At 35.7% G+C, this 24,657-nt stretch carries 27 protein-coding genes and 1 rRNA gene; 20 read left to right on the forward strand and 8 right to left on the reverse strand.

Going from position 1 to position 24,657, the window contains the following annotated elements; translation table 11 throughout:
• Positions 1-11: 11 nt before the first annotated feature.
• Positions 12-1,523 carry an acetyl-CoA carboxylase biotin carboxylase subunit gene (locus tag F1Z66_RS07395; protein ID WP_149862970.1) on the forward strand — a complete coding sequence of 504 codons (1,512 nt, stop codon included), beginning with the start codon at positions 12-14 and terminating at the stop codon, positions 1,521-1,523.
• Complete coding sequence (locus F1Z66_RS07400) at positions 1,524-2,036, forward strand: biotin/lipoyl-containing protein (protein WP_149862971.1); 513 nt, start codon at positions 1,524-1,526, stop codon at positions 2,034-2,036. It abuts the gene before it with no gap.
• A gap of 60 nt (positions 2,037-2,096) precedes the next feature.
• Here the strand turns inward: F1Z66_RS07400 and F1Z66_RS07405 are convergent, their stop codons facing one another.
• From F1Z66_RS07405 to larC, 4 genes are all read right to left on the reverse strand, one after another.
• A complete protein-coding gene (locus tag F1Z66_RS07405) occupies positions 2,097-2,591 on the reverse strand; it encodes a redoxin domain-containing protein (RefSeq protein WP_149862972.1) in 495 nt (164 codons plus the stop codon).
• Between the two features lie 103 nt (positions 2,592-2,694).
• Positions 2,695-3,894: a cysteine desulfurase family protein gene (locus tag F1Z66_RS07410; RefSeq protein WP_149862973.1), complete on the reverse strand. Its 1,200-nt coding sequence runs from the start codon at positions 3,892-3,894 to the stop codon at positions 2,695-2,697.
• A 39-nt stretch (positions 3,895-3,933) separates the two neighbouring features.
• Complete coding sequence (gene larE / locus F1Z66_RS07415; protein ID WP_149862974.1) at positions 3,934-4,767, reverse strand: ATP-dependent sacrificial sulfur transferase LarE; 834 nt, start codon at positions 4,765-4,767, stop codon at positions 3,934-3,936.
• Between the two features lie 2 nt (positions 4,768-4,769).
• Complete coding sequence (gene larC, locus F1Z66_RS07420) at positions 4,770-6,035, reverse strand: nickel pincer cofactor biosynthesis protein LarC (RefSeq protein WP_149862975.1); 1,266 nt, start codon at positions 6,033-6,035, stop codon at positions 4,770-4,772.
• Positions 6,036-6,166: 131 nt separating this feature from the next.
• Here larC and F1Z66_RS07425 point away from each other — a divergent pair, with 131 nt between their 5' ends.
• From F1Z66_RS07425 to F1Z66_RS07470, 10 genes are all read left to right on the forward strand, one after another.
• Entirely contained in the window at positions 6,167-7,084 is a 918-nt protein-coding gene (locus F1Z66_RS07425; RefSeq protein WP_149862976.1) for a malate dehydrogenase, read from the forward strand.
• A 93-nt stretch (positions 7,085-7,177) separates the two neighbouring features.
• Positions 7,178-7,897, forward strand: coding sequence for a nickel pincer cofactor biosynthesis protein LarB (gene larB / locus F1Z66_RS07430; RefSeq protein WP_159357349.1), 720 nt, complete (start codon positions 7,178-7,180; stop codon positions 7,895-7,897).
• A 297-nt stretch (positions 7,898-8,194) separates the two neighbouring features.
• The gene (locus tag F1Z66_RS07435) at positions 8,195-8,767 is read left to right on the forward strand and encodes a 50S ribosomal protein L18 (RefSeq protein WP_149862978.1); all 573 of its coding nucleotides are present in this window, start codon (positions 8,195-8,197) and stop codon (positions 8,765-8,767) included.
• Between the two features lie 141 nt (positions 8,768-8,908).
• Complete coding sequence (locus tag F1Z66_RS07440) at positions 8,909-9,520, forward strand: 30S ribosomal protein S5 (RefSeq protein WP_149863043.1); 612 nt, start codon at positions 8,909-8,911, stop codon at positions 9,518-9,520.
• 7 nt (positions 9,521-9,527) lie between these two features.
• Complete coding sequence (locus F1Z66_RS07445) at positions 9,528-9,998, forward strand: uL30 family ribosomal protein (RefSeq protein WP_149862979.1); 471 nt, start codon at positions 9,528-9,530, stop codon at positions 9,996-9,998.
• Positions 9,999-10,097: 99 nt separating this feature from the next.
• Positions 10,098-10,535 (forward strand): uL15 family ribosomal protein, encoded by a 438-nt coding sequence (locus F1Z66_RS07450; RefSeq protein WP_149862980.1) that lies wholly within the window; start codon positions 10,098-10,100, stop codon positions 10,533-10,535.
• Positions 10,516-11,967 (forward strand): preprotein translocase subunit SecY, encoded by a 1,452-nt coding sequence (gene secY, locus F1Z66_RS07455; RefSeq protein WP_149862981.1) that lies wholly within the window; start codon positions 10,516-10,518, stop codon positions 11,965-11,967. The genes F1Z66_RS07450 and secY overlap by 20 nt, the downstream gene beginning before the upstream one ends.
• 151 nt (positions 11,968-12,118) lie before the next feature.
• Positions 12,119-12,694, forward strand: coding sequence for an adenylate kinase (locus tag F1Z66_RS07460; RefSeq protein WP_149862982.1), 576 nt, complete (start codon positions 12,119-12,121; stop codon positions 12,692-12,694).
• Between the two features lie 70 nt (positions 12,695-12,764).
• Entirely contained in the window at positions 12,765-13,391 is a 627-nt protein-coding gene (locus tag F1Z66_RS07465; RefSeq protein WP_149862983.1) for an AAA family ATPase, read from the forward strand.
• A 25-nt stretch (positions 13,392-13,416) separates the two neighbouring features.
• Complete coding sequence (locus F1Z66_RS07470) at positions 13,417-14,523, forward strand: RNA-guided pseudouridylation complex pseudouridine synthase subunit Cbf5 (protein ID WP_149862984.1); 1,107 nt, start codon at positions 13,417-13,419, stop codon at positions 14,521-14,523.
• A gap of 64 nt (positions 14,524-14,587) precedes the next feature.
• Here the strand turns inward: F1Z66_RS07470 and F1Z66_RS15375 are convergent, their stop codons facing one another.
• The gene (locus tag F1Z66_RS15375) at positions 14,588-14,746 is read right to left on the reverse strand and encodes a hypothetical protein (RefSeq protein ID WP_154670508.1); all 159 of its coding nucleotides are present in this window, start codon (positions 14,744-14,746) and stop codon (positions 14,588-14,590) included.
• A gap of 91 nt (positions 14,747-14,837) precedes the next feature.
• On the opposite strand from F1Z66_RS15375, the gene F1Z66_RS07475 reads away from it, so the two are divergent.
• Genes F1Z66_RS07475 through F1Z66_RS07485 form a run of 3 tightly spaced genes read left to right on the forward strand, consistent with a single transcriptional unit; the run spans position 14,838 to position 17,574 of the window.
• The gene (locus F1Z66_RS07475; RefSeq protein WP_149862985.1) at positions 14,838-15,893 is read left to right on the forward strand and encodes a hypothetical protein; all 1,056 of its coding nucleotides are present in this window, start codon (positions 14,838-14,840) and stop codon (positions 15,891-15,893) included.
• Positions 15,890-17,143, forward strand: a complete 1,254-nt coding sequence (locus F1Z66_RS07480) for a DNA primase small subunit domain-containing protein (RefSeq protein WP_149862986.1) — start codon at positions 15,890-15,892, stop codon at positions 17,141-17,143. Before F1Z66_RS07475 ends, F1Z66_RS07480 begins: the two co-directional genes overlap by 4 nt.
• Before the next feature lie 35 nt (positions 17,144-17,178).
• A complete protein-coding gene (locus F1Z66_RS07485; protein ID WP_149862987.1) occupies positions 17,179-17,574 on the forward strand; it encodes a hypothetical protein in 396 nt (131 codons plus the stop codon).
• Here the strand turns inward: F1Z66_RS07485 and F1Z66_RS07490 are convergent.
• Positions 17,571-17,969: a hypothetical protein gene (locus F1Z66_RS07490; RefSeq protein WP_149862988.1), complete on the reverse strand. Its 399-nt coding sequence runs from the start codon at positions 17,967-17,969 to the stop codon at positions 17,571-17,573. The two genes, F1Z66_RS07485 and F1Z66_RS07490, sit on opposite strands and share 4 nt — an antisense overlap.
• 97 nt (positions 17,970-18,066) lie before the next feature.
• Here F1Z66_RS07490 and mtnA point away from each other — a divergent pair, with 97 nt between their 5' ends.
• On the forward strand, positions 18,067-19,143 hold the full coding sequence (gene mtnA, locus F1Z66_RS07495) for an S-methyl-5-thioribose-1-phosphate isomerase (RefSeq protein WP_149862989.1): 1,077 nt from the start codon (positions 18,067-18,069) through the stop codon (positions 19,141-19,143).
• A 51-nt stretch (positions 19,144-19,194) separates the two neighbouring features.
• Positions 19,195-19,821: a PqqD family peptide modification chaperone gene (locus F1Z66_RS07500; protein WP_230207487.1), complete on the forward strand. Its 627-nt coding sequence runs from the start codon at positions 19,195-19,197 to the stop codon at positions 19,819-19,821.
• 20 nt (positions 19,822-19,841) lie between these two features.
• On the opposite strand, the gene F1Z66_RS07505 is transcribed toward F1Z66_RS07500, so the two are convergent.
• Positions 19,842-20,252 (reverse strand): hypothetical protein, encoded by a 411-nt coding sequence (locus F1Z66_RS07505; RefSeq protein ID WP_149862990.1) that lies wholly within the window; start codon positions 20,250-20,252, stop codon positions 19,842-19,844.
• Between the two features lie 122 nt (positions 20,253-20,374).
• Here F1Z66_RS07505 and F1Z66_RS07510 point away from each other — a divergent pair, with 122 nt between their 5' ends.
• The 3 genes from F1Z66_RS07510 to F1Z66_RS07520 all read left to right on the forward strand — a co-directional run bounded on the left by F1Z66_RS07510 (position 20,375) and on the right by F1Z66_RS07520 (position 24,043).
• The gene (locus F1Z66_RS07510) at positions 20,375-21,784 is read left to right on the forward strand and encodes a nucleotide sugar dehydrogenase (RefSeq protein WP_159357350.1); all 1,410 of its coding nucleotides are present in this window, start codon (positions 20,375-20,377) and stop codon (positions 21,782-21,784) included.
• A 53-nt stretch (positions 21,785-21,837) separates the two neighbouring features.
• Positions 21,838-22,392, forward strand: coding sequence for a thioredoxin family protein (locus F1Z66_RS07515; protein ID WP_149862992.1), 555 nt, complete (start codon positions 21,838-21,840; stop codon positions 22,390-22,392).
• Positions 22,393-22,513: 121 nt separating this feature from the next.
• Positions 22,514-24,043, forward strand: coding sequence for a leucyl aminopeptidase (locus F1Z66_RS07520; RefSeq protein ID WP_149862993.1), 1,530 nt, complete (start codon positions 22,514-22,516; stop codon positions 24,041-24,043).
• A 71-nt stretch (positions 24,044-24,114) separates the two neighbouring features.
• On the opposite strand, the gene rrf is transcribed toward F1Z66_RS07520, so the two are convergent.
• Positions 24,115-24,233, reverse strand: a 5S ribosomal RNA gene (gene rrf, locus F1Z66_RS07525).
• Positions 24,234-24,657: the final 424 nt, after the last annotated feature.

Genomic DNA, 24,657 nt, shown 5'->3' on the forward strand with positions numbered 1-24,657 from the left:
GTGGTTTTTAAATGACATCAAAAATTTCTAGTATATTGATTGCAAATCGTGGGGAAATCGCTCTTAGAATAATAAGAGCATGTAGGGAATTAGGTTTGAAATCTGTTGCCATTTATTCAGATGAAGATACTAGGTCTATTCATGTAAAACGAGCTGATTCTGCATACCACGTTGGTCCAGCTGCCCCGGCTCAAAGCTACTTGAACATGAACAAGATCATGGAAATTGCTATTGCAGCAGGTGTAGATGCCATACATCCTGGTTATGGCTTTTTATCAGAAAATGAAACTTTTGCACAATTATGTGAAAAAAATAATATTATTTTTATTGGCCCCAAGAGTCTCGCTATGGACCTCACAGGAGACAAGATGAAATGTAAAGAACTCATGAAAAAAGCTGAGGTTCCAACAGTCCCAGGCAGTGATGGCGTTATTGAAGACGTTGAATTGGCGGCTGAAATAGCTAGGGAAGCTGGATATCCTGTATTATTGAAATCTGCATTTGGTGGTGGAGGAAGAGGAATCCGTTTGGCAAGAGATGAGAACGAGCTTAGACAAGAGTTTGAAATGGCTTCTGCTGAATCAAAGGCAGCGTTCGGGAAGGCTGCGTTGTTTGTAGAAAAATTTCTAGAAAGGATCAGACATGTTGAATTTCAGCTAGTGCGCGATTCGCATGGTAACACTAGACACCTTTTTGAACGAGAATGTTCTATACAAAGAAGACACCAGAAACTGATAGAGATGTCTCCGTCTCCAATAATGACTGTCGACAAGAGAAATGAGATAGGTGAAATAGCTAAGAGGGCGGTAGATGCAGTGGATTATTTGAACGCTGGGACTGCTGAATTTTTATGTGATCCACAAGGAAATTTTTATTTCATTGAAATAAATTCTAGGCTGCAGGTTGAACATCCTGTTACTGAATTAATTACAGGCATTGATCTTGTCAAGTTACAGATTTCTATCGCAAACGGGGAAGCCATCCCTTTCAAGCAGGAAGATTTGAAGCTCAATGGTAGTGCGATTGAATGTCGTATCAATGCTGAAGATCCTTTTTATGAATTTGCACCTTCTGTTGGAAAAGTTCCCAATTGTAATTTACCTTACGGGCCTGGTATAAGAGTGGATACTTATTTGTATCCTGGTTGTACTGTCTCTGGTTTTTACGATTCGCTTACAGCCAAACTTATCTCCTGGGGATCCGATTTTGATGAGTCACGAAGGAGGATGAGAAATGCTTTGGACGAATTTGTGATTGAGGGGATAAATACTACCATCCCACTTTATAAGACGATAATGAATGAAGATCACTTTATTAAAGGTGAGCTTTCTACGGATTACCTTGATAGGTATTCTATTATAGAAAAAATGAAAACCGAGTTAAAAGATAAAAACTCCAATTTCCAGAATAGGATTTTGCCAGCCGTGGCAACAGCATTACTCCAATCGGAATATATCAAGAAAAATGCACATTCACGTCAGGGATCACAAAATAATTGGAGATTTGGAGGTATGACAAACTAAATGCAAATCAAAATTGATGAGTTTTCTGAGGAGCTTCACGGTAAAATTGAAGGATTTACTCGTAGTGGTGATCTAGTTCTCAAAATAAACGATAAAGAACACTTGCTAAAAATAATAGAAATTGGCACAGACAAATTCGAGTTTATTTTTGATAATAAATTCCACGAGGCCAAAATTGCAGAGTCTACAAGCACAGAGTTAAAAATAGCACTTGATAATCAAATTCTTGTCCTTAAGAAGCATAGCAAGTTATCGGAGATAATAGAAAAATCAACCAGTTCTACCGGTGGGGCTAATTCAATGAATACGATATCGAGTCAAATTCCTGGAAGGGTGATTTCAATAGCAATAAGTAAAGGTGATGAAGTAAAACAAGGCGACAGTATAGTAGTCTTGGAGTCTATGAAAATGCAAGTTGCGATAAAATCTCACCGAGATGGTAAGATAAGAGATTTGAAGGTAAAAGAGGGACAGAGTATTTCTAGAAATGATGTAGTTGCAATTCTCGAATAATATGGAACCTAAAAATAACTATTGCAAAAAATAGTAATTCCTTGAAATAGGATTACAAATTTACTTAGTAGAAGTAACTTTTTTTATTTCTTCATAGTTGGGTTCTACTAGGGGATTGTCGCTTACCCATTTGTAAATCACTTTTAGTTTGTCATCTATTACAAAAATAGATCTCTTTGCCACCTTGAAATCCTTCAACTTGCCCAGGCTTGGCATGACCACATTATATTTTTCTATGACATCCCTATCGTAATCGCTTAGTATTGGAAAATTGAATTTGTGATGTTCTGCGAATACTTTGTTTGCAAAAGGCGAGTCTACAGAAATTCCTAAAATTTTAACATTTTTTCCTTCCAGATCATTGATTGAATCCCTAAAATTACATAATTCCACCGTGCAAACAGGTGATCCGGCTGCTGGGAAAAATGCCAGTATTGTTAGTCCTTTCTTGTTATAATCCGATAATTTTTGAGACTCTTGATTCGTGTCTAATAACTCAAAATCTGGTGCGGTATCGCCGACTTCAATGTCTTTGCTGTTTTGAACACTGCTCATAATAAATATTATTTGTGGTACAAAGCTAATAAGTTATTCTGTCCATTCAAATGTGGTAAGAATTCTTTTACGCCTATTATCCCAAGTTTCACTTATGAAAATTCTATTTTGAATTTTTAATTTCAAGGATTGCTCTTTTCAAAATATCGGTGGCAGTATTTATTTCCTCAATGGAATTCTGAATGCCCAAGCTAAATCTGATTGAACTTGAAATTTCATCATACGATAGGCCAATTGATTCCAGTACATGGGATGCTTTTTTCTTTCTTTTTGATGAGCATGCAGAACCAGTTGAAACTTCCAAGCCTAGCTCATCTAATTTTATAAGCAAATCTTCTCCGTTTATCCCGTTGAAAGAATAATTTAGATTATTCCAAATTCTGTTCTCAAGAGAGCCATTTATTTTAGCTTCTGGTATTTCGTTGTTAATTCTTTCGACAAAATATTTTTGAAGCTGCATCAAGTGTGAGTTGTAAGGTCCAATTTTTTTTCTGTATATTTCACATGCTTTACCAAATCCGACGATAGAAGCTACATTTTCTGTTCCAGATCTTAACCTAATCTCTTGACCGCCTCCATAAATGATAGGTTCGATTAGGATCCCTTTTTTCAAATACAATGCGCCAACTCCTTTCGGCCCATTGATTTTGTGCGAAGATAGTGATAGCATATCTACACCTAACTCCTCCACATCGATAGGAATCTTGCCTAGTGCCTGGACAGAATCCGAATGAAAAATTATTTCCTTACTTACGCTTTTGGCATACTTTACCAACTCTTTAATGGGCTGAATCGTTCCTATTTCGTTATTAACTAGCATAATAGTTACTAAGCCGGTTTCTTTGGTAATCATTTCTTTGAATGTTACTAGGTCAACAAATCCGTTCCTGCTGGAGGGCACATAATCAATTACAAAACCCAGTTCATTTTGGATGTACTTTACCGTTTCTAGTATCGATTCATGTTCAATTGCTGAGGTCAAAAGTCTATTACATTTTGGATTCTCTTTTCTAATTTTTTTTGCACTTCCAATAATTGAAAGATTATTAGATTCTGTCCCTCCAGATGTAAAGTATATTTCAGATGGGTCTGCATTGATCAACTTTGCTATGCGCATTCTCGACTTGGAAATGGCCAAGGCAGCTTGTCTTCCCATCCTGTGAAGTGAAGAAGGATTACCGTAATGCTCAAATAAATATGGCATCATGTCATTGATTACCTCTGAATTAACTGGCGTTGAGGCAGCGTTATCCATATAAATACTGTTATTTGATTGTGATTTGGACTCTAGTTTATCTTTCATGCTTTATCATTATTTATTTATATTTTGAAAGTTCCAGACTTATTCTTGATTACTTCTATAACCTTCTAGATCCAAAGTTATAAATTTAAAGCCATACTGGTGCATAATTTTTAGGACTCTACTTAATTCTTCTTGGGAACCAAACAATTTCGTAAAATCTTTTTTATTTAATTCAATCCTGGCAATGTCACCATGGTCTCTTACCCTAATATGATTTAACCCTATCTCTTTTTTTATGACTAATTCTGATTTTTCTATTCTACTTAATTTAAAATGGGTAACTTCAGAGCCGTGAGGTATCCGTGATGCAAGACACGAATTCGATGGTTTGTCGTAAATAGATATATTATTTGATTTGGCCAAAAATCTTACTTCTTTCTTATTTAGACCATTTTCTATCAGCGGACTCTTTATTCCTTTTTTCTTAAGTGCTATCATCCCTGGCCTGTATTCACTAAGATCATCCATATGGCTGCCGTCAACAACCATATCAAATTTTTTAATTTCAGCCAATTCCAAAAGATGATCTGCCAGTTCATTTCTACAGTGGTAGCATCTAGACATATCATTTTTTACAAATTGAGGATTTTCTAACTCATTATATTGTATCATTAAATGCTTTACGTCAATCTCGCCTGCCACTTTTATGGCACTATCTAGTTCCTCTGCTGCAAGGGTTTTGTAGTTTGCTGTAATTGCTAAAACTCGATCTTTGCCAAGGGCTTGTCTGGCTGCAAAAGCGACTAATGCACTGTCAACTCCTCCAGATAGAGCAACGATTACTTTACTATTTTTTTCTTCAAACCATGAGATTAGATTTGCATATTTCTTACTACTTGACTCAATTATATCTTCAATACCTTTGGTCGACATTGCTACGACTTTATATCATTTAGTCTCTTTTGGAATATTAAACTATTGACCTTACTTTGGGTTTCCTTAAAGGAAATTCCTGCCTTTATTGATAATTTCTTTATATCTTCGTACTCTGGTTTAATGCCCATAAAATTACCATTCGAATCCTTGGCAACTTTGATACTAATGGTTTGTTTAACATTGTTTAGTTTCACCGGCATAGACAGACTATACCTATCAAGTTTGAATCTCTCACATAACATTCTTCTTATCCCGAGCGAGCCGGTTTCTACGAATATTAAATTCACAACCTTCATTTCGATTTCAACCGAACAAATTATCTTTAAGATATGGACTGGTCTATTTTTCTTCGTTAGTCCATTGACAATGGTAACGTCTTTCACTTGATCGCCATATTTGGCAATCTTTTCTATCAAATAACCCATTACCTCCCCAGTCATATCATCGATATTGGTTTCAAGAACAGATACTAAATCTTTTGAGACCATTTCTCTTAGCGGTGAATTTCCTATGCAGATTCTTAAAATGTTGGGAACTTTTTCAAAAACCTTCGTCCCAGTACCACATCCAATATTTGTAATGATAAATTCTGGATAATATTTTGTGCTTTTTGCCCCAAGTCCAAAGAGTATTGCAGCACCAGTCGGAGTGGTAATTTCTGAAGGAACTGGACCTCCTATTATTGGAATTTTCATGATTCTTAGAATCTCTAGAACTGCACTTGTGGGATTTGAAACGATACCATGTGAAAATTCAGTAACTCCTCCGCCTATCGCTACACCGGATACAAAGAATTCTGCGTCGTCTAACAATCCTAAATCCTCCAATGCAATGGCACACCCTATCAAATCAATACCAGTGTCTATACTACCTGATTCATGCAAATGTAGTTCTTTGGGCTTCAAACCGTGGACGTAACTTTCTGCTCTAATAATTGCTTTGAGGGAATTAGTTACAAGTTCAGTGCCCCTCGTTGACATTTCTACTTTTTTACAACAATTATTTAATATCCTGAGCATCTCTAGCGCATTACGTTCTCTTGTTTCCTCTTCTACCCTAACATACAGTCTTGTGGCTTGGATACCATTGACCTTTACATTCTTAAAAGATATTTTCCTTATGTTTGAGCCTGGAAACTCTTTTTCAATGAGGTTAATTTTCTTAATTATTTTATCTTTGTTTGCTCCAGCGTTTACTAGAGATGATAGAAACATATCCCCTGAAATGCCGCAAATATGGGTATCCACACAGACGAGTTTACTCACAATATATACTTGGACATTCAATTCTATATATTGAGTTTTTCATCTCGTAAATCTTTAATATGCAAATATGTTAGCCATGGGATGGCTCTATATTTTAAAACTATAAATAAAAAATACAAATTCACAACTGTATGACAATATCAATTATTGGTTCTGGGAAAGTGGGTGCTTCGGTAGCTCTAAATTGTGGATTGAGGGAATTAGATCCAAAAATTAACCTTATAGACATTATTGAGGGTCTTCCACAAGGCGAAGCAATGGATATCAATCATCAATTATCAGTCCAGGGATTGGATAGTTTCGTGACTGGTACCAATGATTTTTCATCAATAACCGATTCCGAAATAGTCATTCTTGTTGCAGGTGTTGGCAGGAAGCCCGGTATGACTCGTATGGATTTGCTAAAAACAAATGCCACTATTGTAAAGGATGTCGCTTCAAAGATTTCGCAATACAATCAAAACTGTCACTTGATAGTTGTGACCAATCCATTGGATCCTATGACTTACCTAGCATTAAAAACTACAAAATATGCCCGCAGCAAGGTTATGGGTATGGGTGGAATGTTAGATTTGTCTAGATTTACCAGTTTCATACACGAATATACCCGATTTTCGAGAGATTCGATATCTGCAATGGTAATAAGTGAACATGGTGAAAAGATGTTGCCTTTGATCAGATTTTCATCAATTTCTGGTATACCTCTCAGTAACTTCATTAACGAAAATCAATCAAATGAAATTTATGAAAAAACCAAACAAGTCGCTGCTGAGGTTATTAAGCTCAAAGGAGCAACGGTATATGCACCTGGCAATGCGGTTTCAATAATGGCAGAGTCTATAATCAAGGATAAAAAAAGGATAATTCCTTTGTCTGCTTATCTTGACGGTGAGTATGGAGTAAAAGATATCTGCATAGGTGTCCCCGCAGTTGTTGGCGCAAAAGGTGTTGAAAAGATAGTTGAATTAAATCTAAACGATTTTGAACGAAGTGAGTTTGATGCTGGAGTTAAAAATGTCCGTGAAGCCATCTCCAACCTGCCTATTTAATTTAATTTAATTTAATTTAATTAAGTTTGATATATGGATTTAAGGGAAATATTAATAGAATATAAAAAAAATAGGAAAAGTTTGGAGGATGTAGTGCAATATTTATCTCTCTTTTCCGTTAAATACATTGGGGATCAAATAGCTCAGATTGATATTGATAGATCTAGACGAAAAAATGTCCCTGAAATTGTACTGGGATCACACAAGAAGCTTAATGATTTGATACTCATTTTAAATGAGATCTTAAAAAATAATGGTTATGTATTAGCAAGCAAAATTAAACCGAGTATGATGGACAAAATTCTAAAATACTATGGTGGGAAAAAATTAAAAATCGATAGAGGAATCAATAGCACCTCTTTACTTATTTACGATAATGAGACCTCGCTTCCAAAAGATAGGGGTGGGAAAGTCGGAATTATTTGTGCAGGAACCTCTGACATAGGTATAGCTGAGGAAGCTCGGCTAGCCACCCGAACAATGGGGTGTACATGTCACCTGGCATATGATGTGGGCATTGCAGGTATCCATAGATTATTAAATTCAATCGTAAAAATGACAGCAGAAAAAGTTGACTCAATTGTTACTGTAGCTGGAATGGAAGGGGCTTTACCCGCCGTAACTGCATCGTTGGTTAACGTCCCTGTCATAGGTGTACCTGTCTCTGTCGGCTATGGCTATGGTTCTAATGGAAGGGGGGCCCTAGCATCCATGCTACAAACATGTTCTTTTGGACTGGTCGCGGTAAATATTGACAACGGAGTTGGTGGTGGGATTTTTGCTAGTATGATTGCAAATAAAGGAAGGAGTTAAACGATTCCAGTTAAACCCATTGATCCTCTCAACTAGGGTTAAACGGAGATTATAAACCCTTTGGGCCGAACAAAATATGGGTCTTTTTCAACCTACTTGTTTTTTTTAATAATCGAGCGTCACTATAAATGAGATATATTACTTAAACTGCTATAAGATTTGCCAACTAACTATCGATTTTCGTTCTACTTGCTTGTAATTGAGAATAAATTTGACTCTGGGTCTTTTTTTCAAACGTTTATAAGAGATTTAAAAGTGTTTTTTTGATTGTAATAAATAAAGGAGAAAAGATAGTGGATGTCTTATGTTAAAACTCTTAAGAGAATAAGAAACAATAAAACAAATTATAGAAAGAGGAAAGCTGTATTAATCAGCAAACGAGATTTTATAACAGTCAAACTGAGTAACCAGAATATTCACTGCCAACTAATAAAACCCTCTATCAAAGGAGATCTTGTTTTGGCTCACGCAAGCAGCAAAGAATTAGAAAAACATTCCTGGAAAGGATCTACAAACAATATGTCTGCTTGCTATTTAGTCGGGTACATACTAGGAAAGAAAATATTATCTAAAAAATTAGATTCTGCAATTCTATATACTGGAAAAACCTCATTTACAAGCAAAGTCGCCTCATGCCTGAAGGGTATTGCTGCTGCTGGGGTTAATATACCCCTGTCTGAGGATTCATTACCTGATGAGAATCGTGTAAATGGTGGCCATATCTCTCAAATTGCTTCGAGTTTGAAAAATGATCATGATAAGTATGAAAAGAGATTTTCAAAACTAATTGAAAATCAAATTGATCCAGAACAATATTCCAAACATTTTGATGAAGTAAAAAATAATATTACTAACTTTAATTTTGTCTGAATGAATATGTTGGGATTTTACCGAAAGAATAATAAACAAAATTATATTGAAGTTTATAAGGTTATGATGAACTAGGAATGAAAGTTTTGTTATTATTAGAATTAATAAATCTAAAACAAGAGGGTGATAGTGTTGAGTAGAATGGCTAGACCTAGCGAATCGGAGATAGAGTGGAAACCCCGAACTACTTTAGGTATGATGGTTTCAAGCGGGAAAATTAACTCTATGGAACAGATTTTCGAAAACGGCATGAGGATTCAAGAGTCAGAAATCGTTAAACATCTATTACCTGATATTAAAACGCAGGTTGTAAGCGTAGAAATAGTTCAAAAACAAACAGATGCAGGTGAATTGACAAGATTCAATGCTCTTGTGGCAATAGGAAATGAAGCCGGTTGGTTTGGAATTGGAAAGGGTAAAGCATCACAAATGAGAAATGCAATTGATAAAGCAACCAATGCTTCATATCTTAACGTAATTCCAGTCAAACTAGGATGTGGTAGTTGGGAATGCCGATGTCATCAATTTCATTCTGTTCCATTTAAGGTGAAGGGTAGAGGAGGAAGTGTAACTATTGAATTGATTCCGGGTCCTAGAGGGTTAGGTCTTGTAGCAGGTGAAAATATACGAAACTTGTTAAAATTAGCTGGATTAAAGGATTGCTGGAGTAGATCTTCTGGTTCTACTAACACCATGTCGTCTACCGCAAAGGCTATATTTAACGCTCTTAGGAGCACTTTCATTACGGGTTAGACTAAGAATGGTATATCTAGTAGTTCGAATGAAGGGAACTGTTAACATACCTAACTGGGCTGAGGTTACATTGGAAAATTTACATTTACAAAAGAAATTTCGTGCAACACTTGTTCCAGAAAATGCTCACACATTGGGTATGCTGAGAAAGATAAAGGAAATAGTGGCATGGACCTCGGTTGAAGAAGGTTTTATCAAAGAATTCATTGAGAAAAAAGGACGAGTTTCATACTCTAAATTACTATCTGCTCAAGAAACGGGTCCAGAAAATAAATCTACATCCGAAAGCATTAATACTATTGTTACAGAAATTCTCAAAAACGAGTCATTCTTAACAAAAATTGGAGGACTAAAACCATGGTTCGCATTAAATCCTCCAAAGGGTGGCTTTAAGAAAAAGTCAAAGCTATTGCATTCTCAGAATGGAATATTGGGTGAGAATAAAGATTTGGTTGATATTGTGAGGAGAATGATGTGACGAAAATGTTTCTAAAGATTGACGTAGATTTTGTATTGCAAACTTTAATATTTACACCTAAGGTTGCTTATCACCTGTAGGTAAAATCGGTGAACATGGATGGCTACTCGATTAAGAAAAAGTAGAAAGCAACGCGGAAGTCGTTTTTGCGGATGGGGTCAAATTGGTCAGCATAGGGCATCTGGAAGTCGTGGAGGAGTTGGCGGAGCCGGAAAGCATAAGCACTTTTATATTCGAACTCTGAAAGAAGAACCTGATCATTTTGGTCATGAACAATTTCATGCTTTGAGACCTAGCGATATTAAGACGTGGGTAAACGTAAAGGACCTAAATGATTTGATCCGATTTTCGGAGACGACTAGCGATGGTAAGGTATTGCTAGATTTAGATAAACTAAAAATAGGCAAAGTATTGGGAACTGGTTCAATCAATTCTGCACTTTCTATTAAAGTGAGTAAGATATCGGAATCAGCTAAAAATAAGATACTTGCCGCCGGTGGTGAGGTGCTATTATCAAATGAGCTCAATACAGAATGATGGTCTTTTTAGAACAGTCGTAAAGACTATTTCTCCTTTTATACCTCAGGTTGAGAAACCAAAAAAGAAAATCACATTAACAAACAAGTTAATTTGGACTGGAATAGCTCTTCTTATTTATTTGGTGATGGGGCAGGTACCGTTATTTGGTGTTAATGTAGATCCTGCTACCGATCCACTAGCTTTTGCTAGGGTTATTTTTGCTGCACAACAAAGAACGTTATTAGAGCTTGGAATTGGTCCTATTGTTACTGCAGGATTGCTGATGCAGTTATTGAAGGGATCTGATATATTGAAATTAAACTTTAGAGATCCAAATGATCGATCTCTATTTACTTCTGCTACAAAGATAGTTACTATTATTGTAATTGTAGCTGAAACTGTTTTGTATGGAGTTAGTGTCTATGGAGGCGCGACGCCATCTGGCTATCATTTGTCAGTGCTAATAGCGCAGTTGGCGGCGGCGAGTATTGTAGTGATGTACCTGGATGAGCTGGTTCAAAAAGGGTGGGGGTTAGGATCAGGCATCAGTGTGTTCATTATGGCCGGTGTGGCACAGGCAATACTGTGGAGTATCTTCAATCCACTTCCGATACCAAATGGTGTGGAGCCAAGTGGAATGATTCCTTTCATGATTACTAGCGGAATGGAAGGACATTTTGGTGACACTTTACTAAGATCTGCTCCTCCCGCCCCAGTTCCTAACATGCCGAGTCTATTTGGATTTGGAATTACCGCGGGAATATTGCTGCTGCTAGTATATGTGCAGGGGATTCATGTTGACATACCGATCGTATCGACTCGGTATAGGGGATTTACTGCAACATACCCTATCAAGCTCTTGTACACTTCCAACATTCCTGTCATACTTGCGTCGGCGTTGATGGCGAATGCGCTATTCATTGGGCAGATGGTGTGGATTAATTATAATCCTAACAACGATAATCCTGCTTTTAATTGGATAGCGCAATATAACCCGCAGTCCCAGAACCCAACCGGAGGTTTGTTTTACTACCTAACTGCGCCAAGGTCATTTGATGCCACGATGCATGATCCCGTAAGAGCGGTAGTCTATGTACTGTTCTTGACGACCATCGTTACGATATTTGGTCGGTTGTGGGTCGAGCTCGGAGGGCTGTCAGCGAAGGCTGCTGCAAAGAATCTTTTGGATGCAGACGTACAGGTTCCAGGATTTAGGCGGTCTGAAAGCTCCGTGGAATCCCTACTTAATCGATACATACCGTCTGTGACTATAATAGGAGGTGTAATAATCGGGTTATTGGCCTCTGTCTCAGACGTATTCAGTGTATTCGGAACAGGCATCGGTATGCTATTGATGGTTGACATTTTGGTTAATTACTACAATCTGCTGGTAAGGGAACAAGTGGATGTCCATTTGCCAAAATTGGCGTCTTTGTTAGGACGTACTTAAAAAATGGGTGCGGACCTAAGAAGCAAAACCGATCACAACCTAATTTTTTTTGATCTACTGCCAACCATTAATGCACTTTTTATTTGTTTTTCAATGACATATCGAAATTCTAAAACTAGAAATACAGGTTTAAATCTTAAATTAAAATCGTATGACTAAACGTGTTATAATAGTTGGAATTCCTGGGGTGGGAAAATCTACTGTTATAACAAGAGTGTTTGAAATTTTATCTCAACAGGGTATAGACACACGGATTGCGGAATTCGGAAAGATTATGTTTGATCAGGCCAAACAATTAGATATTAATAATAGGGATCAACTTCGGAAGCTTTCCATTGACCAACAAAGAACACTTCAAGAAATGACTGCTAATTTTATAAATTCACTTGGCAACGACATTGTAATTATAGATACTCATCTGTTGATTAGCACCGAACATGGATTTTATCCTGGACTACCTATGAAGTTACTAAATATAATAAACCCTACACATCTTGTACTAGTTACGGCCTCTCCTGAAGAAATTTTTAATCGGAGGGCAAGCGACAGTAGTAGACAAAGGGATTTAGTTTCTATAGAACAAATAAAATCGGATTTGAGAGTGTCCGAGAGCATGATCTCAACAAGCTCTATTATTACTGGAAGTCCTTTTTATTTAATTCATAACAATACTGATCAAATAGAGGCCGCATCAAATTCGATAGTAAAGGTAATTTTGGGACGATAGCCCTTTTTTTATTGATACCTTTATATACTCATAGGTAGCTACTCACCAAAATCTAGTTTTAGTGTTTAACATGGGATCGAACCAAATCAATGATATAAAGAAAAATAATACTGCTGGTGAAGAAGACCAAAAGCTAAGTATAGTAATTTCTGGCTGGCCAGCTGTAGGAAAAACTACAATTGCTGAAAACCTTGCTAGGGATTTTAATCTAAAACTATGGAATGGTGGGGATATATTAAAAATGATGGCTTATGAACGCGGATACTCTTCGTCGTTGAATCATGATTGGTGGGATACCGAAGAAGCAGCAAGATTTATGAATGAACGGAATAATAATCCTAATTTTGATAGAGAAGTTGATAACCGTTTAATTGAATTGCTAAATGAAGGCAACGTTATAATAACTAGTTATACTTTGCCCTGGATTGCTGATGCCCGAATAAACTTTTGGTTGCAAGGTTCTGTAGACAATAGATCACGGCGTATGTCAATGCGTGACAACATCGATATACAGACAGCTAGGAACATTGTACAGAGAAGAGATGCCGAAAACAAACTAATCTACAGGAAATTATACCAGTTTGAATTTGGAGAACGACTTGATGTCTTTGATTTTGCGATGAATACCGACATATTGTCGCTAGAATCTCTCATTAAAATTTCCAAAAATATTGTAGAATATGTGCTATCTTCGTAATAATTATTGAGTAGGGATCAGGAAAATGGATTCAAGGCTAACTCAATTCGATACCATGATAAAAGTTAATGATGGAACTACTAATAATGACTATGGCTATTATCCTGAAAACAGGCCCATTTCTCAACTATTAAATTATGGTTTAATCTTATTAGACAAACCCTCTGGAAATACTAGTCATGAAATAGTTTCTTATGTGAAAAAGATTTTACAATTAGAGAAGGCCGGACATAGTGGAACACTAGATCCCGGGACTACTGGTTTGTTACCAATAGGGCTAGAAGAAGGAACCAAAATTGTTCCAGTACTTCTTTTGGGGCCAAAGGAGTACGTGGCACTGGGTAGACTGCACAGCCATGTGTCGCATGAAAAAATGAATCAAATTGTTAGAGAATTTACCGGCACAATATATCAGAGACCTCCTCAACGATCCTCTGTAAAAAGACAAACTCGAATTAGGTCTATTTATGAATTTGAGATTCTGGATCAATTTGATAGATTGTTATTATTTAGAATTTTATGCGAGTCAGGAACCTATATTAGAAAATTAATTTACGATATAGGGGAAGTATTGAGTGTTGGCGCCTCTATGATCGAGTTGCGTAGGACTCGAGTTAGTAACTTCGCCGATGAATCAATGTTTGTTAGACTTCATGACTTGGTCAATGCTTTTGAAACCTATAAGGAGACCGGACAGGAAGATAAACTAAGGAAAATTATTCATCCAATTGAAATTGCAATGACTAACCTGCCAGCCGTTATGGTACGCGATACTGCTGTTGACGCTCTTTGTCATGGAGCACAATTAGCTCTACCTGGGATTGTATCCATCTCAAAGGGAATCAACAAAGGAGATTTGGTTGGAATTTATTCACTAAAGGGCGAAATAGTAGGGTTGGGTATATCATTACTTGATTTTAATGATTTTTTTCACATGAAGAAGGGAATATGTCTGGAAATCAAGCGAATTGTCATGAAGCCAAATACATATCCAAAGTTTTGGTCAAGTGGAGATTCAGCAGAGTTTAGAAAAAATGATGATGATGATGATGGTAGTGTTGATGGAGTAGCCGAGATTGACCAAACGGATGATGATAGTATTGTTGTTGATGACGATAGTGTTGAGGATTAAAAACATGAAAATATTCTAACAATAAATGTGTTAGTTAGTAAACTATTGTTACAAGTTTACATAATCATATTGTTTCGCCAATACCTGGATTATTCTTGTCTAGCATCGAAATTTTTCTTGCAAGGTTTTCCATGGTACCAGGTACATGACAATTACACATGCAGTCATCACATTCAACGTGTTTTTGATTCTTGCAGGAGTTAGATAGCTGTAATTTTTCCATATACCGAGTTTTATATGGGGATCTCTAAATTTAATTGTTTAATCAAAGGAAAATTTTAATTAATTAATGGACAATACTTTATTAACTTTAATTGATCAGATTTGGTAATAAGGATTTTGCTAGATATCCATTCCTTAAGGAGGCATTAGCCTATGTGACAAGGAATGATTTTAGATTAGAAGATCTTGATAATCCTGACTATCGCCATTTAATTAGGAAGGCAGAAAAAAAAATCCAAAACTTTGTTTTTGACGGAAAAATTGAATATTTCATAGATTATGAAAAAACTCACGATACAATAGTCCAAGAAGAGGTGATCGTATTTCTAATATCCCTATTAATAATAAGATCAATTTCTATAGAGCCCGTGACAAAGAAATACGCTCTTAATGAGTCTATGAGATTTGAAAAGTATTTAATTGCTGATTTGAACAACGTCAACCAAAATGACAAGACCGTGAGAGATATCTTGTATAAAATTTTTAACGAGTTATTTGGGACTGAAATTTTATTAGAGCGCAACATATATAACTTTTTTAAAATTAGAATCGATGACTACCTGGATCACACTATTGCATATCAGGAACGGGAGTGGAATCTAATAAATAGAACTTTAGACAAGGGATTTGTTTATCTTGATGGGACAGAAATAGTAAGACTGTTTAGAAATGAATTAAACTTATTGATTATAGACAGAATTAAAAAAATGAATCCAGAAAGGATACCAAGCACAATTGCATCCATTTCAAATTCCTTCAAATTACAATGGGAGAAACTGTATCCTTCCATTAGAATAACTAACATGCATTCAATTACTCCGCCATGCATTGATCACATTTATGAGTTAATTAAAAAAGGTGAGAATCTTCCACATCCTGCTAGAGTACTGTTAGCTACTTTTCTGATTTATACTAACAAATCATTTGACGAGATGTTAAATTTGTTTAAAAGACTTCCTGATTACAATGAACAAATAACCCGATATCAATTAGAACATCTGGCAGGCAAGAGGGGTCTTTCAAAACGATATTTTGTACCCTCATGTGAAAAAGTCAAGTTGAATAACCTTTGTTTTGAAACCAAAATATGTCAAGGTATTACAAACCCTTCTCAATTGGTGAACAGGAAAAAATATGAAACACTATGAATGGTCAAACAATACCGCCAATTGATACTAGTGATAATAATAGCAAAAATCATGATTTGACGAGCAAATCCGATGAAAATATGAAAGAAAATGGCAATGGCAGTACTAGACTATGGCTCGAAAACATGTTTAAAAAGTATTATTTTAAATCCAATTCTAATATAGAAACAGACAGTTTTTTTTCTGAAAGGGAGTTTGGATTTAAATTATTTGATGGTAAAATTCGTCGCCACCTAACATTTAGGGATCATAAAGAATTATTTGCTAACATTATGAGATACGTTCCTTCCGATATTTATTGTTCTTCAGCTAGATATCAAAATCCAACTGCTAACATGGAGGATAAGGGTTGGAAGGGATCTGATCTGATATTTGATATTGATGGTAAGGATTTGAATCTGGCTTGTGCAAAAGTCCATAATTTGACTCATTGTAAACAATGTAATGGATTCACAAACGGGATTTTATCAAAATGCAGTATTTGTGAATCCTCACTTGTTGAGATGATTGATTTGCCTTGTAAAAAGTGTATCAGTGCTCTCAAAGTCGAGGTAAATAAATTGGTTACTATATTACTGGATGATTTTGGCATTAAAAAGGATACTTTGTATATTTATTTTTCTGGAAACAATGGATTTCATATCAAAGTTGTAGACGATGTGTTTTTTAACTCCTCTTCTCAGAAAAGACGTGCATATATTCAGTATTTACAAGGCAAGGATTTTATTATAGATAACTTGGGATTCAAAATTAATAAAATCAACAATGAGGTAACGATATTACCCAATAAAACGCTTTTCAATAGTGGTTGGAGAGCTCGAATACTACATGAACTGGGTCTCAAAACACGTAACCATAAATTAGATGAGAGGTCATTTAATAAAATTATACATTTTAATAATACTCACGAAACAACGCTTTATCATTATATTTCAGAAAAGATATCTAATTTCGCGGTTAGGATTGATCCAAGTGTTACTATGGATGTACACAGGATATTTAGACTTTCAGGGACCATTAATAGTAAAAGCGGATTGATAAAGACGGTTTGCAACAATATACAAACATTTGATCCTTTTGTGGATGCTTGTGTAGTTGGAGATTCTATTACAAAAGTAAACTCCAAAGTAAGCTTAAAGTTGTCATTAAATAACAGACGTTTTGAAATTAAGGTTGGAATTAACCGGGTTCCAGAATTTGTTGCTGTTTATTTGGTTTTAAAGCATTTAGGAGATTATATTGATGCATGACATTGTAAAAATAGAGATTGTGGGGGTGTCACTCGATGGAACAAGATAACGAAGACCACGGACTGATTTCCGAATATTGGATTTTAGCTTTTACTAGTCCGACCAAAACAGAATCAGTTATTTATAGGCAATTTTTGGCGACCGATTACTATGATGCATACGACAAGGTTTTGACTTTCGCTGAAAAGACTTTTAATAAAGTGATTTGGTTTAAGGAAAAACGAAAGTGCGGGTTAGATTTGGGCAACAGGGTATTACCTGATCTTGAACACATTTGCACTTTCTGCAACAAAGAATTCAATCTATTAGAACCTGTCAGATGCGGCTATAATTCTAATCAAAAAACATGCAACGCGGAATTTTGTTCATTTAACTGTAAGGATGAACATTTTTACCTGATGCATATAAAGAGAAATTCTAATATTCTTTAGTTGTTTTTTTCCTTGGAAACAATGTCTAGATATGCCCTAATTAAATCGGGTTCAATTATTCCCTGAACCACATATACTTCGCCTGTAGGAAGTAGAATATCCATTGCAACAGCGCTGTAAGGGATTTCAAAATTTTGTATATTAGATTCGTCATTTGTGTCATAAATCAATTCATCCCCGTTTGGAAAAATTCTGTAACCTTCTATTCTGGATATTTTCCTCATTCCTGACCCTCCTCCTCTTCCTCCAGCAGAACCTCTGGACTCTTGGACAAACAAGATAAATACAAAATTTTCAAAGATATCACCTTTATTTTTGGTTAAATCAATCTCTTGCATTGATACAATTAACTTTCTTTGTGGAAGCATGATTGATTCTGAAAGTGAATTACTCATCTGACAGAATATTGTCCCTTGTTGTAAAAATGTGTATTGGATTTGTATGTGAATGGAGTAATAAATAATAGTTGAGACGGTTTTCATAGAACTAACAATGAGCAAAGAATCCACTATAAAGTCAGGAGAATTAACTACAATTTCTTGGGAAGAAGATGGTGTTAGAATCATTGACCAAACAAAACTGCCCGAATCTCTTGAATTTATCACGTGCTCTACTTATTATGATATAGCCGATGCCATAAAGAAATTGGCAATTCGTGGTGCTCCGGCTATAGGAGTTGCTGCAGCTATGGGTCTGGCATTATGTGCAAAGAAAAGTACCGGACCTACGAAACCAACCCTGTTAAGTGATTTAAAGACTGCCTATCAAATTCTATTAAGTACTAGACCAACCGCAATTAATCTAAAATGGGGTTTGGATACGATTATGGAAGTTGCATTGAAATACGATAAAGTGGAGGACATCAAGGATGCAGTAATTCAATCGGCTATCAATCTTTCTCGAGAAGATATCGCTATTAACAAGAGGCTTGGTGGGTATGGATCAGAGTTAATCAAGGATGGCGAGGTAGTGATGACTCATTGTAATGCTGGAGCATTGGCAACTGTGTCTTATGGGACTGCGCTTGGAGTCATAAGATCTGTCAAGCAGTCTGGAAAAAAAATTAGTGTAATTGCTACTGAAACTAGGCCAGTGATGCAGGGTTCAAGACTTACGGCTTTTGAACTTGTTCATGATGATATTGATGTAAGTTTAATTCCTGATACAGCAGTAGGCCACTTGATGGCAAACAAGATGATCGACAAGGTCGTAGTCGGGGCAGATAGGATATTAAGTACTGGTCACGTTTACAATAAGATAGGAACCTATCAGGTAGCACTCCTTGCGAATTCTCACAAAATACCATTTTATGTTGCTGCTCCAATGTCTACATTTGATTTGAAAAACGAGATTAGTAGCATAATTATAGAGGAAAGGTCAAAGGATGAAGTCATAAAAATTGGTGATAAGCGAATTGCACCTGCCGGTGTAAAAATATTCAATCCTGCATTTGATTTGACTCCTCCTGAATTGATTTCTGGGATTATAACAGAAAGAGGTGTTGTATACCCGCCGTTTAAGGAAAATATTGCAGCATTGTTTGAAGCTAAATCGAACATAGGCAACTGAGGGAGCAAACTAAGAAAAAAATTTAAAAAGCGTGTACGCTGAAAATCATTAGTGCATACTGAGCAAATCACAAAAGAACGAGTATTTTCCGAATTACGAAAGTGTATGGATCCAGAAATTCCAGTCAATGTTGTAGACTTGGGGCTTATATATAATGTGGATGTGACTGAAAAAAACAACGTAGACATAAAAATGACAATGACGACTCGTGGATGTCCATTGCACGATACTTTAGTGAATGATGTTAAAAAATACATAAACACAATCGAGGGTGTAGGACAAATAAACGTGGAAATTGTTTGGGATCCTCCTTGGTCAATTGAAAAAATGAATCCTACTGTAAGAGATAAGTTAGGTTTTGGAAAACCTGCTTTAAGATTCCAAATCGATTACGATAAATTTATGGCTCAAAAAAGCGGTAGAGTCTTAAAACAAGAAGACGGATCACTAGCTCTTGTAAATGCAAAAGAGCAGGGCTTTATGGTAAATGAGAATATCATCCAATTTTGGGAGAGCTGTACAGGTAATCGTACGATTAGCCAATTAGCTGATGATTTTTCTCAAAAGTTAAATTTGCCACGACAACAAGTCGAACAAGAAGTAGTCCAACTAATTCAGCAATTACTTGAAGCAGAACTACTGGAGGCGCCAAAATCAGGGGCTGACTCTAAAACCTAGTCTCATATATAACGCTAAATTCAATATTCCTTTTCCTTATCCTTTTCCTTATTGATTTTTAATTTCTGCGAAATTTTAGTCCTTAAATCGTCATCCAAAAGGTTTTCAAACTCTATGCCGAGTGATTTTGCTATTATTTCTAACTTTTCTCTTTCTGACGAAATAGGGTGATAAACCTTGGGTCCGACGTATTTATTTTCGATTATTTCTCCTTTTTGGTCAGGAATGATCATATTTTTTTGATCCATTATCTTGCGCCTTGCTTTTTCGTATTCACCAATGACCTTACCCATTGTTTTGGAAAATCCGCTAATATTTTTGGGAAAGATGAATATTACTACAATGATAATTAAAATAAACCATTCAGTTCCAGCAATATTGAGTTCATATCCTGGAAATATCATATAGACCACTATAATAATTGAAATCATTCTATAAATAATCTTTTACAAAGATTGTAACCAAATTGTTACTTTCTAAGAAAACAAAATTAGGACTCATTTGCAATTTGATTTTCAAAAATATAATAAAGAGTTGATAAATTATTGACCTTGTGAACAAAGCAGGACTTGTAGGTAGCTCAGTTGGACAAACAGAAAACGACCTACAACGGGAGCCAATAGATTCGGTAATTAGCAAATTCAAAACTGGAGAATATGTTGTTGCCATCTATGGGCTGGGGCATGTAGGAGCACCACTTGCTTCAACATGGCTTCGCGCAGGGATTAAATTGATAGGCATTGACAAATCGCCAAAGGTTCTTGAAAATGCAAAAAAAGGGCTCACCCATATCCCAGAACCAAATGTAAACGAATCATATGCTGAGGGAATTAAGGAAAATCGCTTTGTGATTTATGATGACCCAATAAAAGCCTCACAGGATTCTAAATTAAAAATGATGTGTGTACCTGTTTTGATGAATAGAAATAAGCCTGACTTTGCCGCTCTAAAAGAAGTCGCAATGGCTATTGGCAAAGGCCTGAAAAAACATGATATCGTTTCTGTGCATCCTTCCCTCCCACCAACAACGACAGAAAAATTTCTCATACCTTTATTAGAAAAGACCAGTGGATTGCATGCTGATTCAGACTTTTCTGTAATATACAATCCTGAGAGGATTTACGAAGGGAGGGCAATTTATGACATAGAAGAAGGTCATCCTGGAATAATATCTGCCAATAATGCCTACGACTTGCAATTAGGATCAGCCTTATTTTCGCTAATTTTTAAAAAAGGTGTTGTCAAGATGTTTAGTATAAAGGCTGCTGAAGCCGAAAAACTGTTTGAAGGTGTTTACAGGGATGTGAATATTTCATTGGCCAATGAACTTGCTAAATTATGTGATCGCTTGGGAATTGATTTTTGGGAAGCAAAGGAAGCAGCAAATTCGCAATCATATTGCCATATCCATGATCCAGGTATAGGTGTTGGAGGTGCTTGTATTCCTATATATCCTCAATTTATAATTGATGTCGCGACAAAGAATAAGATCAGCTGCAAAATTACAAAGTTAGGTCGAACTGTAAATAATGAAATGCCTTCTTACACTCTAAGCAAAGCTCTAAAAATGCTAGGTAGAGGTCAATTGAGAAAATCAAAAATAACTATCCTAGGGCTTGCTTTTCGTGGAGGCGTATCTGACACCAGGTTGTCTCCAACTTATGATTTGTTAAGAGAGCTTGTCAAATTAAAGATTAAGGATGTTATAGTACACGATCCTTTGGTGAAAGATGACGCTATGATAAAGAAATTCAAAAATGCTACATTAGTGTCTGATTTGAATTATGCAATTACCGGAAGAGATCTTATTATTTTAGCTACAAATCATAAGGAGTATTTAGAACTGAATTCTTCAGCTGTCGGATCAACGCCAATTTATGATGGAAGGGGGTATCTTGATAAGAGAAAGTTTGAGGATAGCTTTTTTGCTGGAATTGGGAGACCATCAATCACAAAAAAATAAAATCTTTTTTAAAGTAAATAACATTTTTATTTATTTTCGTAAGCATAGTGTTTATGGCAAAAACACAGTCTTCTCAAAAATTAGTATCCGGTTCTCCTATGCCAAAATTTAACTTGAAAGGTGTAGATGGAAAAAATTATTCGTCAGATGATATAAAGTCCAGATCAATTCTGGTTGTTTTTATTTGCAATCATTGCCCATACGTCAAAGCTAGGATTAATGACTTGGTTAATTTACAGGCAAAATTTAATCCCAGTGACCTTCAGATCATAGGCATAAACAGCAATGATCCTGATTATGCTGACGAAGGATTTGAAAATATGAAAATTTTTTCAGACAAGTATTCACTTAATTTCCCATATTTGATAGATGACACACAGAGGGTGGCAAAGGAATTTGGTGCTGTTTGTACACCTGATCCCTTCCTATTTGACGAAAACAAATTCCTTGTCTTTCATGGTAAAATTAACGATGCATTGGATCCCGATGCCATTCCCACAATTAATACTATGGAGGAAAACGTAAAAAAACTCTTGGATGGAAAGAAATCATCAATTGAACCTTCTTTTGATCCTTCGATAGGATGTTCTATAAAATGGATTAGTTAATTTCCATTTTTAAATATTGTTTTAGACCCGATAATAATAATAATAATAAAAATAAAAATAAGAATATGTTATTTTATCATAATTTAGTTAAGTAATTATAAAATGCGATCCAAATATCGCTATGGTAAAAATAACTATCAAAAATATAGATGAAATTGAAATTGTTGCTAATCAATTGGTCGTTATTGGGTTATTTGAAGATAATTCGTACTCAGAGCATTTAAAGAATAATTCAAAGCTAAATGTAGTAATTGATTATCTTGATTCGCTTGATAAGAAAAAATTGGATCAGATCAAAAAATACGGCAAAACTATTGCGTTAGGGCTATTTGCAGATAATAATCCCATAAATACTCTTCTTATTGGTTTGGGAAATTCTCATGATTTTAACAAAGACAAAATGAGACATATTTCAGGTTTGATATCTTTAAGGGCCAAAGAGATGGGATATAATGACATTGTAATTCCTAATTTGATTTCTGAAGAAGAATCAAAACTTGAACCATTAGTCGAAGGCATTGTTTTGTCGCTTTATGAATTTAATAAATTTAAAACTGATATTGCAAATGAAAGCAGGAATCATCATCTTTCCTCCAATAATGAATACACTTTCACAGTGGGTTTAAATCATGCTGACTTTGATAAGTGCAATGCTTTGGTCAAAACCGTAAAATCTGTTTGTGATGGGGTAATTTTTAGTAGAGATTTGGCAAATTCACCTCCCAATATCATCTATCCAGATACCCTCGCTAAAGCTGCACAAACATTAGAGAGTAAAAATGACAAGATACACGTTGAAGTAATGGATTTAAAGAAAATAGAAGAGTTGGGATTAAATGGTATTATTTCAGTCGGAAAGGGTAGTCAAAATGAACCGCGATTAATAATTGTCGAGTACAATAACTCTTCAACAAACGACAAACCGGTTCTTCTAGTTGGTAAAGCAGTAACGTTTGATACCGGTGGCATCTCAATTAAGCCTAGTGAACGAATGGATGAAATGAAATTTGACAAGAGTGGTGGCTGTACCGTATTAGGTATTATGCATGCATTAAGTAGCTTAAATCTTCCAGTTAATGTAGTAGCTGTAATTCCGTCTGTTGAAAATATGCCTTCAGGAACCTCATATCGTCCTGGGGATATCATTCGTATGTATAATGGAAAAACTGTAGAAGTATTAAATACTGATGCTGAAGGCCGTTTAATCTTGGCCGATGCGTTGGCCTATGGGATATCAAAGTACTCGCCAAAGTCTGTCATCGATTTTGCTACCTTAACCGGTGCTTGTATTATAGCCTTAGGTACCAACGTAGCTGGTTTAATAGGAAACGATGAAAAATTGATTCAGAAATTACTTTCGAGTTCTAAAAATACTGGAGAAAAGATTTGGCAACTTCCATTGTCCGACGAATTTCTTGACTTGATAAAGAGTAACGTTGCCACAATAAAGAATATCGGAGGTAGAACAGGAGGGACCATAACTGCTGCTGCATTTCTTTCTCACTTTGTTCAAAATGTTCCATGGGCACATTTGGATATTGCTGGAACAGCCTGGACCCAAGACGGAACTGCTGATCGGAGTTATAATCCTAAGGGGTCAACTGGCTTTGGTGTAAGGTTCATAATGAAATTTCTTATGGACTCTCAATAGATTATCTTTATATTTTTTTACTTTCTGATTTAAAAGTTGCTGTAATAGATTTTTTTTAATTTTAAATTAAAAGGTGCCAGCACTGCTGTTTCCCAACGGCTCACGCACGTCAGTATCCAGCAGCGACATTAGGTTTGACTTCCGGGTTCGGAATGGGACCGGGTCGGGCCCTAACGCTGTGGCCGGCTACCTTTATTAACAAATCTCGATAATTTAATCCTTACTAACCTAATTTTATTACCTCTGTTCGAATATTCATAAAAATTATTATTATTATTATTATTGTGCACAGAAAATCTAAAATTTGGGTTTGATTGACTGCCAAAAAAAGAAATTGACTAGATTACCGTGCTTTACATTATTCTGAATTAAAAGATTTACTGAAATCCGTAAGCCGGTTTTTTGGGTGACCGTACTTTTCATTTTAGGATTTTGAATAAAAATAATCCTCTGATGATTTTTGTTTTTTTTTGGTATAAACAAAACATCTTTACTCTTTATGTAGATATCTTTTATCAAAAAGCCTTAGACTAAATATTTATCCTTTGAGATGTCAAAAGTACAAACAGGTCAAACGTGTATAAAAAGGGCACAGATGCTTTGTAATGGATTTA

The sequence above is a fragment of the Candidatus Nitrosocosmicus agrestis genome (assembly GCF_008389435.1).
Taxonomy (GTDB): Archaea; Thermoproteota; Nitrososphaeria; order Nitrososphaerales; family Nitrososphaeraceae; genus Nitrosocosmicus; species Nitrosocosmicus agrestis.

Excerpts from the sequence above, each read along its gene's own strand:
- F1Z66_RS07395 (WP_149862970.1), top strand. The coding sequence starts at position 12 with ATGACATCAAAAATTTCTAGTATATTGATTGCAAATCGTGGGGAAATC.
- F1Z66_RS07400 (WP_149862971.1), top strand. The coding sequence starts at position 1,524 with ATGCAAATCAAAATTGATGAGTTTTCTGAGGAGCTTCACGGTAAAATT.
- F1Z66_RS07405 (WP_149862972.1), bottom strand. The coding sequence starts at position 2,591 with ATGAGCAGTGTTCAAAACAGCAAAGACATTGAAGTCGGCGATACCGCA.
- F1Z66_RS07410 (WP_149862973.1), bottom strand. The coding sequence starts at position 3,894 with ATGAAAGATAAACTAGAGTCCAAATCACAATCAAATAACAGTATTTAT.
- larE (WP_149862974.1), bottom strand. The coding sequence starts at position 4,767 with ATGTCGACCAAAGGTATTGAAGATATAATTGAGTCAAGTAGTAAGAAA.
- F1Z66_RS07425 (WP_149862976.1), top strand. The coding sequence starts at position 6,167 with ATGACAATATCAATTATTGGTTCTGGGAAAGTGGGTGCTTCGGTAGCT.
- F1Z66_RS07435 (WP_149862978.1), top strand. The coding sequence starts at position 8,195 with ATGTCTTATGTTAAAACTCTTAAGAGAATAAGAAACAATAAAACAAAT.
- F1Z66_RS07440 (WP_149863043.1), top strand. The coding sequence starts at position 8,909 with ATGGCTAGACCTAGCGAATCGGAGATAGAGTGGAAACCCCGAACTACT.
- F1Z66_RS07445 (WP_149862979.1), top strand. The coding sequence starts at position 9,528 with ATGGTATATCTAGTAGTTCGAATGAAGGGAACTGTTAACATACCTAAC.
- F1Z66_RS07450 (WP_149862980.1), top strand. The coding sequence starts at position 10,098 with ATGGCTACTCGATTAAGAAAAAGTAGAAAGCAACGCGGAAGTCGTTTT.
- secY (WP_149862981.1), top strand. The coding sequence starts at position 10,516 with ATGAGCTCAATACAGAATGATGGTCTTTTTAGAACAGTCGTAAAGACT.
- F1Z66_RS07460 (WP_149862982.1), top strand. The coding sequence starts at position 12,119 with ATGACTAAACGTGTTATAATAGTTGGAATTCCTGGGGTGGGAAAATCT.
- F1Z66_RS07465 (WP_149862983.1), top strand. The coding sequence starts at position 12,765 with ATGGGATCGAACCAAATCAATGATATAAAGAAAAATAATACTGCTGGT.
- F1Z66_RS07470 (WP_149862984.1), top strand. The coding sequence starts at position 13,417 with ATGGATTCAAGGCTAACTCAATTCGATACCATGATAAAAGTTAATGAT.
- F1Z66_RS15375 (WP_154670508.1), bottom strand. The coding sequence starts at position 14,746 with ATGGAAAAATTACAGCTATCTAACTCCTGCAAGAATCAAAAACACGTT.
- F1Z66_RS07480 (WP_149862986.1), top strand. The coding sequence starts at position 15,890 with ATGAATGGTCAAACAATACCGCCAATTGATACTAGTGATAATAATAGC.
- F1Z66_RS07485 (WP_149862987.1), top strand. The coding sequence starts at position 17,179 with ATGGAACAAGATAACGAAGACCACGGACTGATTTCCGAATATTGGATT.
- F1Z66_RS07490 (WP_149862988.1), bottom strand. The coding sequence starts at position 17,969 with ATGAGTAATTCACTTTCAGAATCAATCATGCTTCCACAAAGAAAGTTA.
- mtnA (WP_149862989.1), top strand. The coding sequence starts at position 18,067 with ATGAGCAAAGAATCCACTATAAAGTCAGGAGAATTAACTACAATTTCT.
- F1Z66_RS07505 (WP_149862990.1), bottom strand. The coding sequence starts at position 20,252 with ATGATTTCAATTATTATAGTGGTCTATATGATATTTCCAGGATATGAA.
- F1Z66_RS07515 (WP_149862992.1), top strand. The coding sequence starts at position 21,838 with ATGGCAAAAACACAGTCTTCTCAAAAATTAGTATCCGGTTCTCCTATG.
- F1Z66_RS07520 (WP_149862993.1), top strand. The coding sequence starts at position 22,514 with ATGGTAAAAATAACTATCAAAAATATAGATGAAATTGAAATTGTTGCT.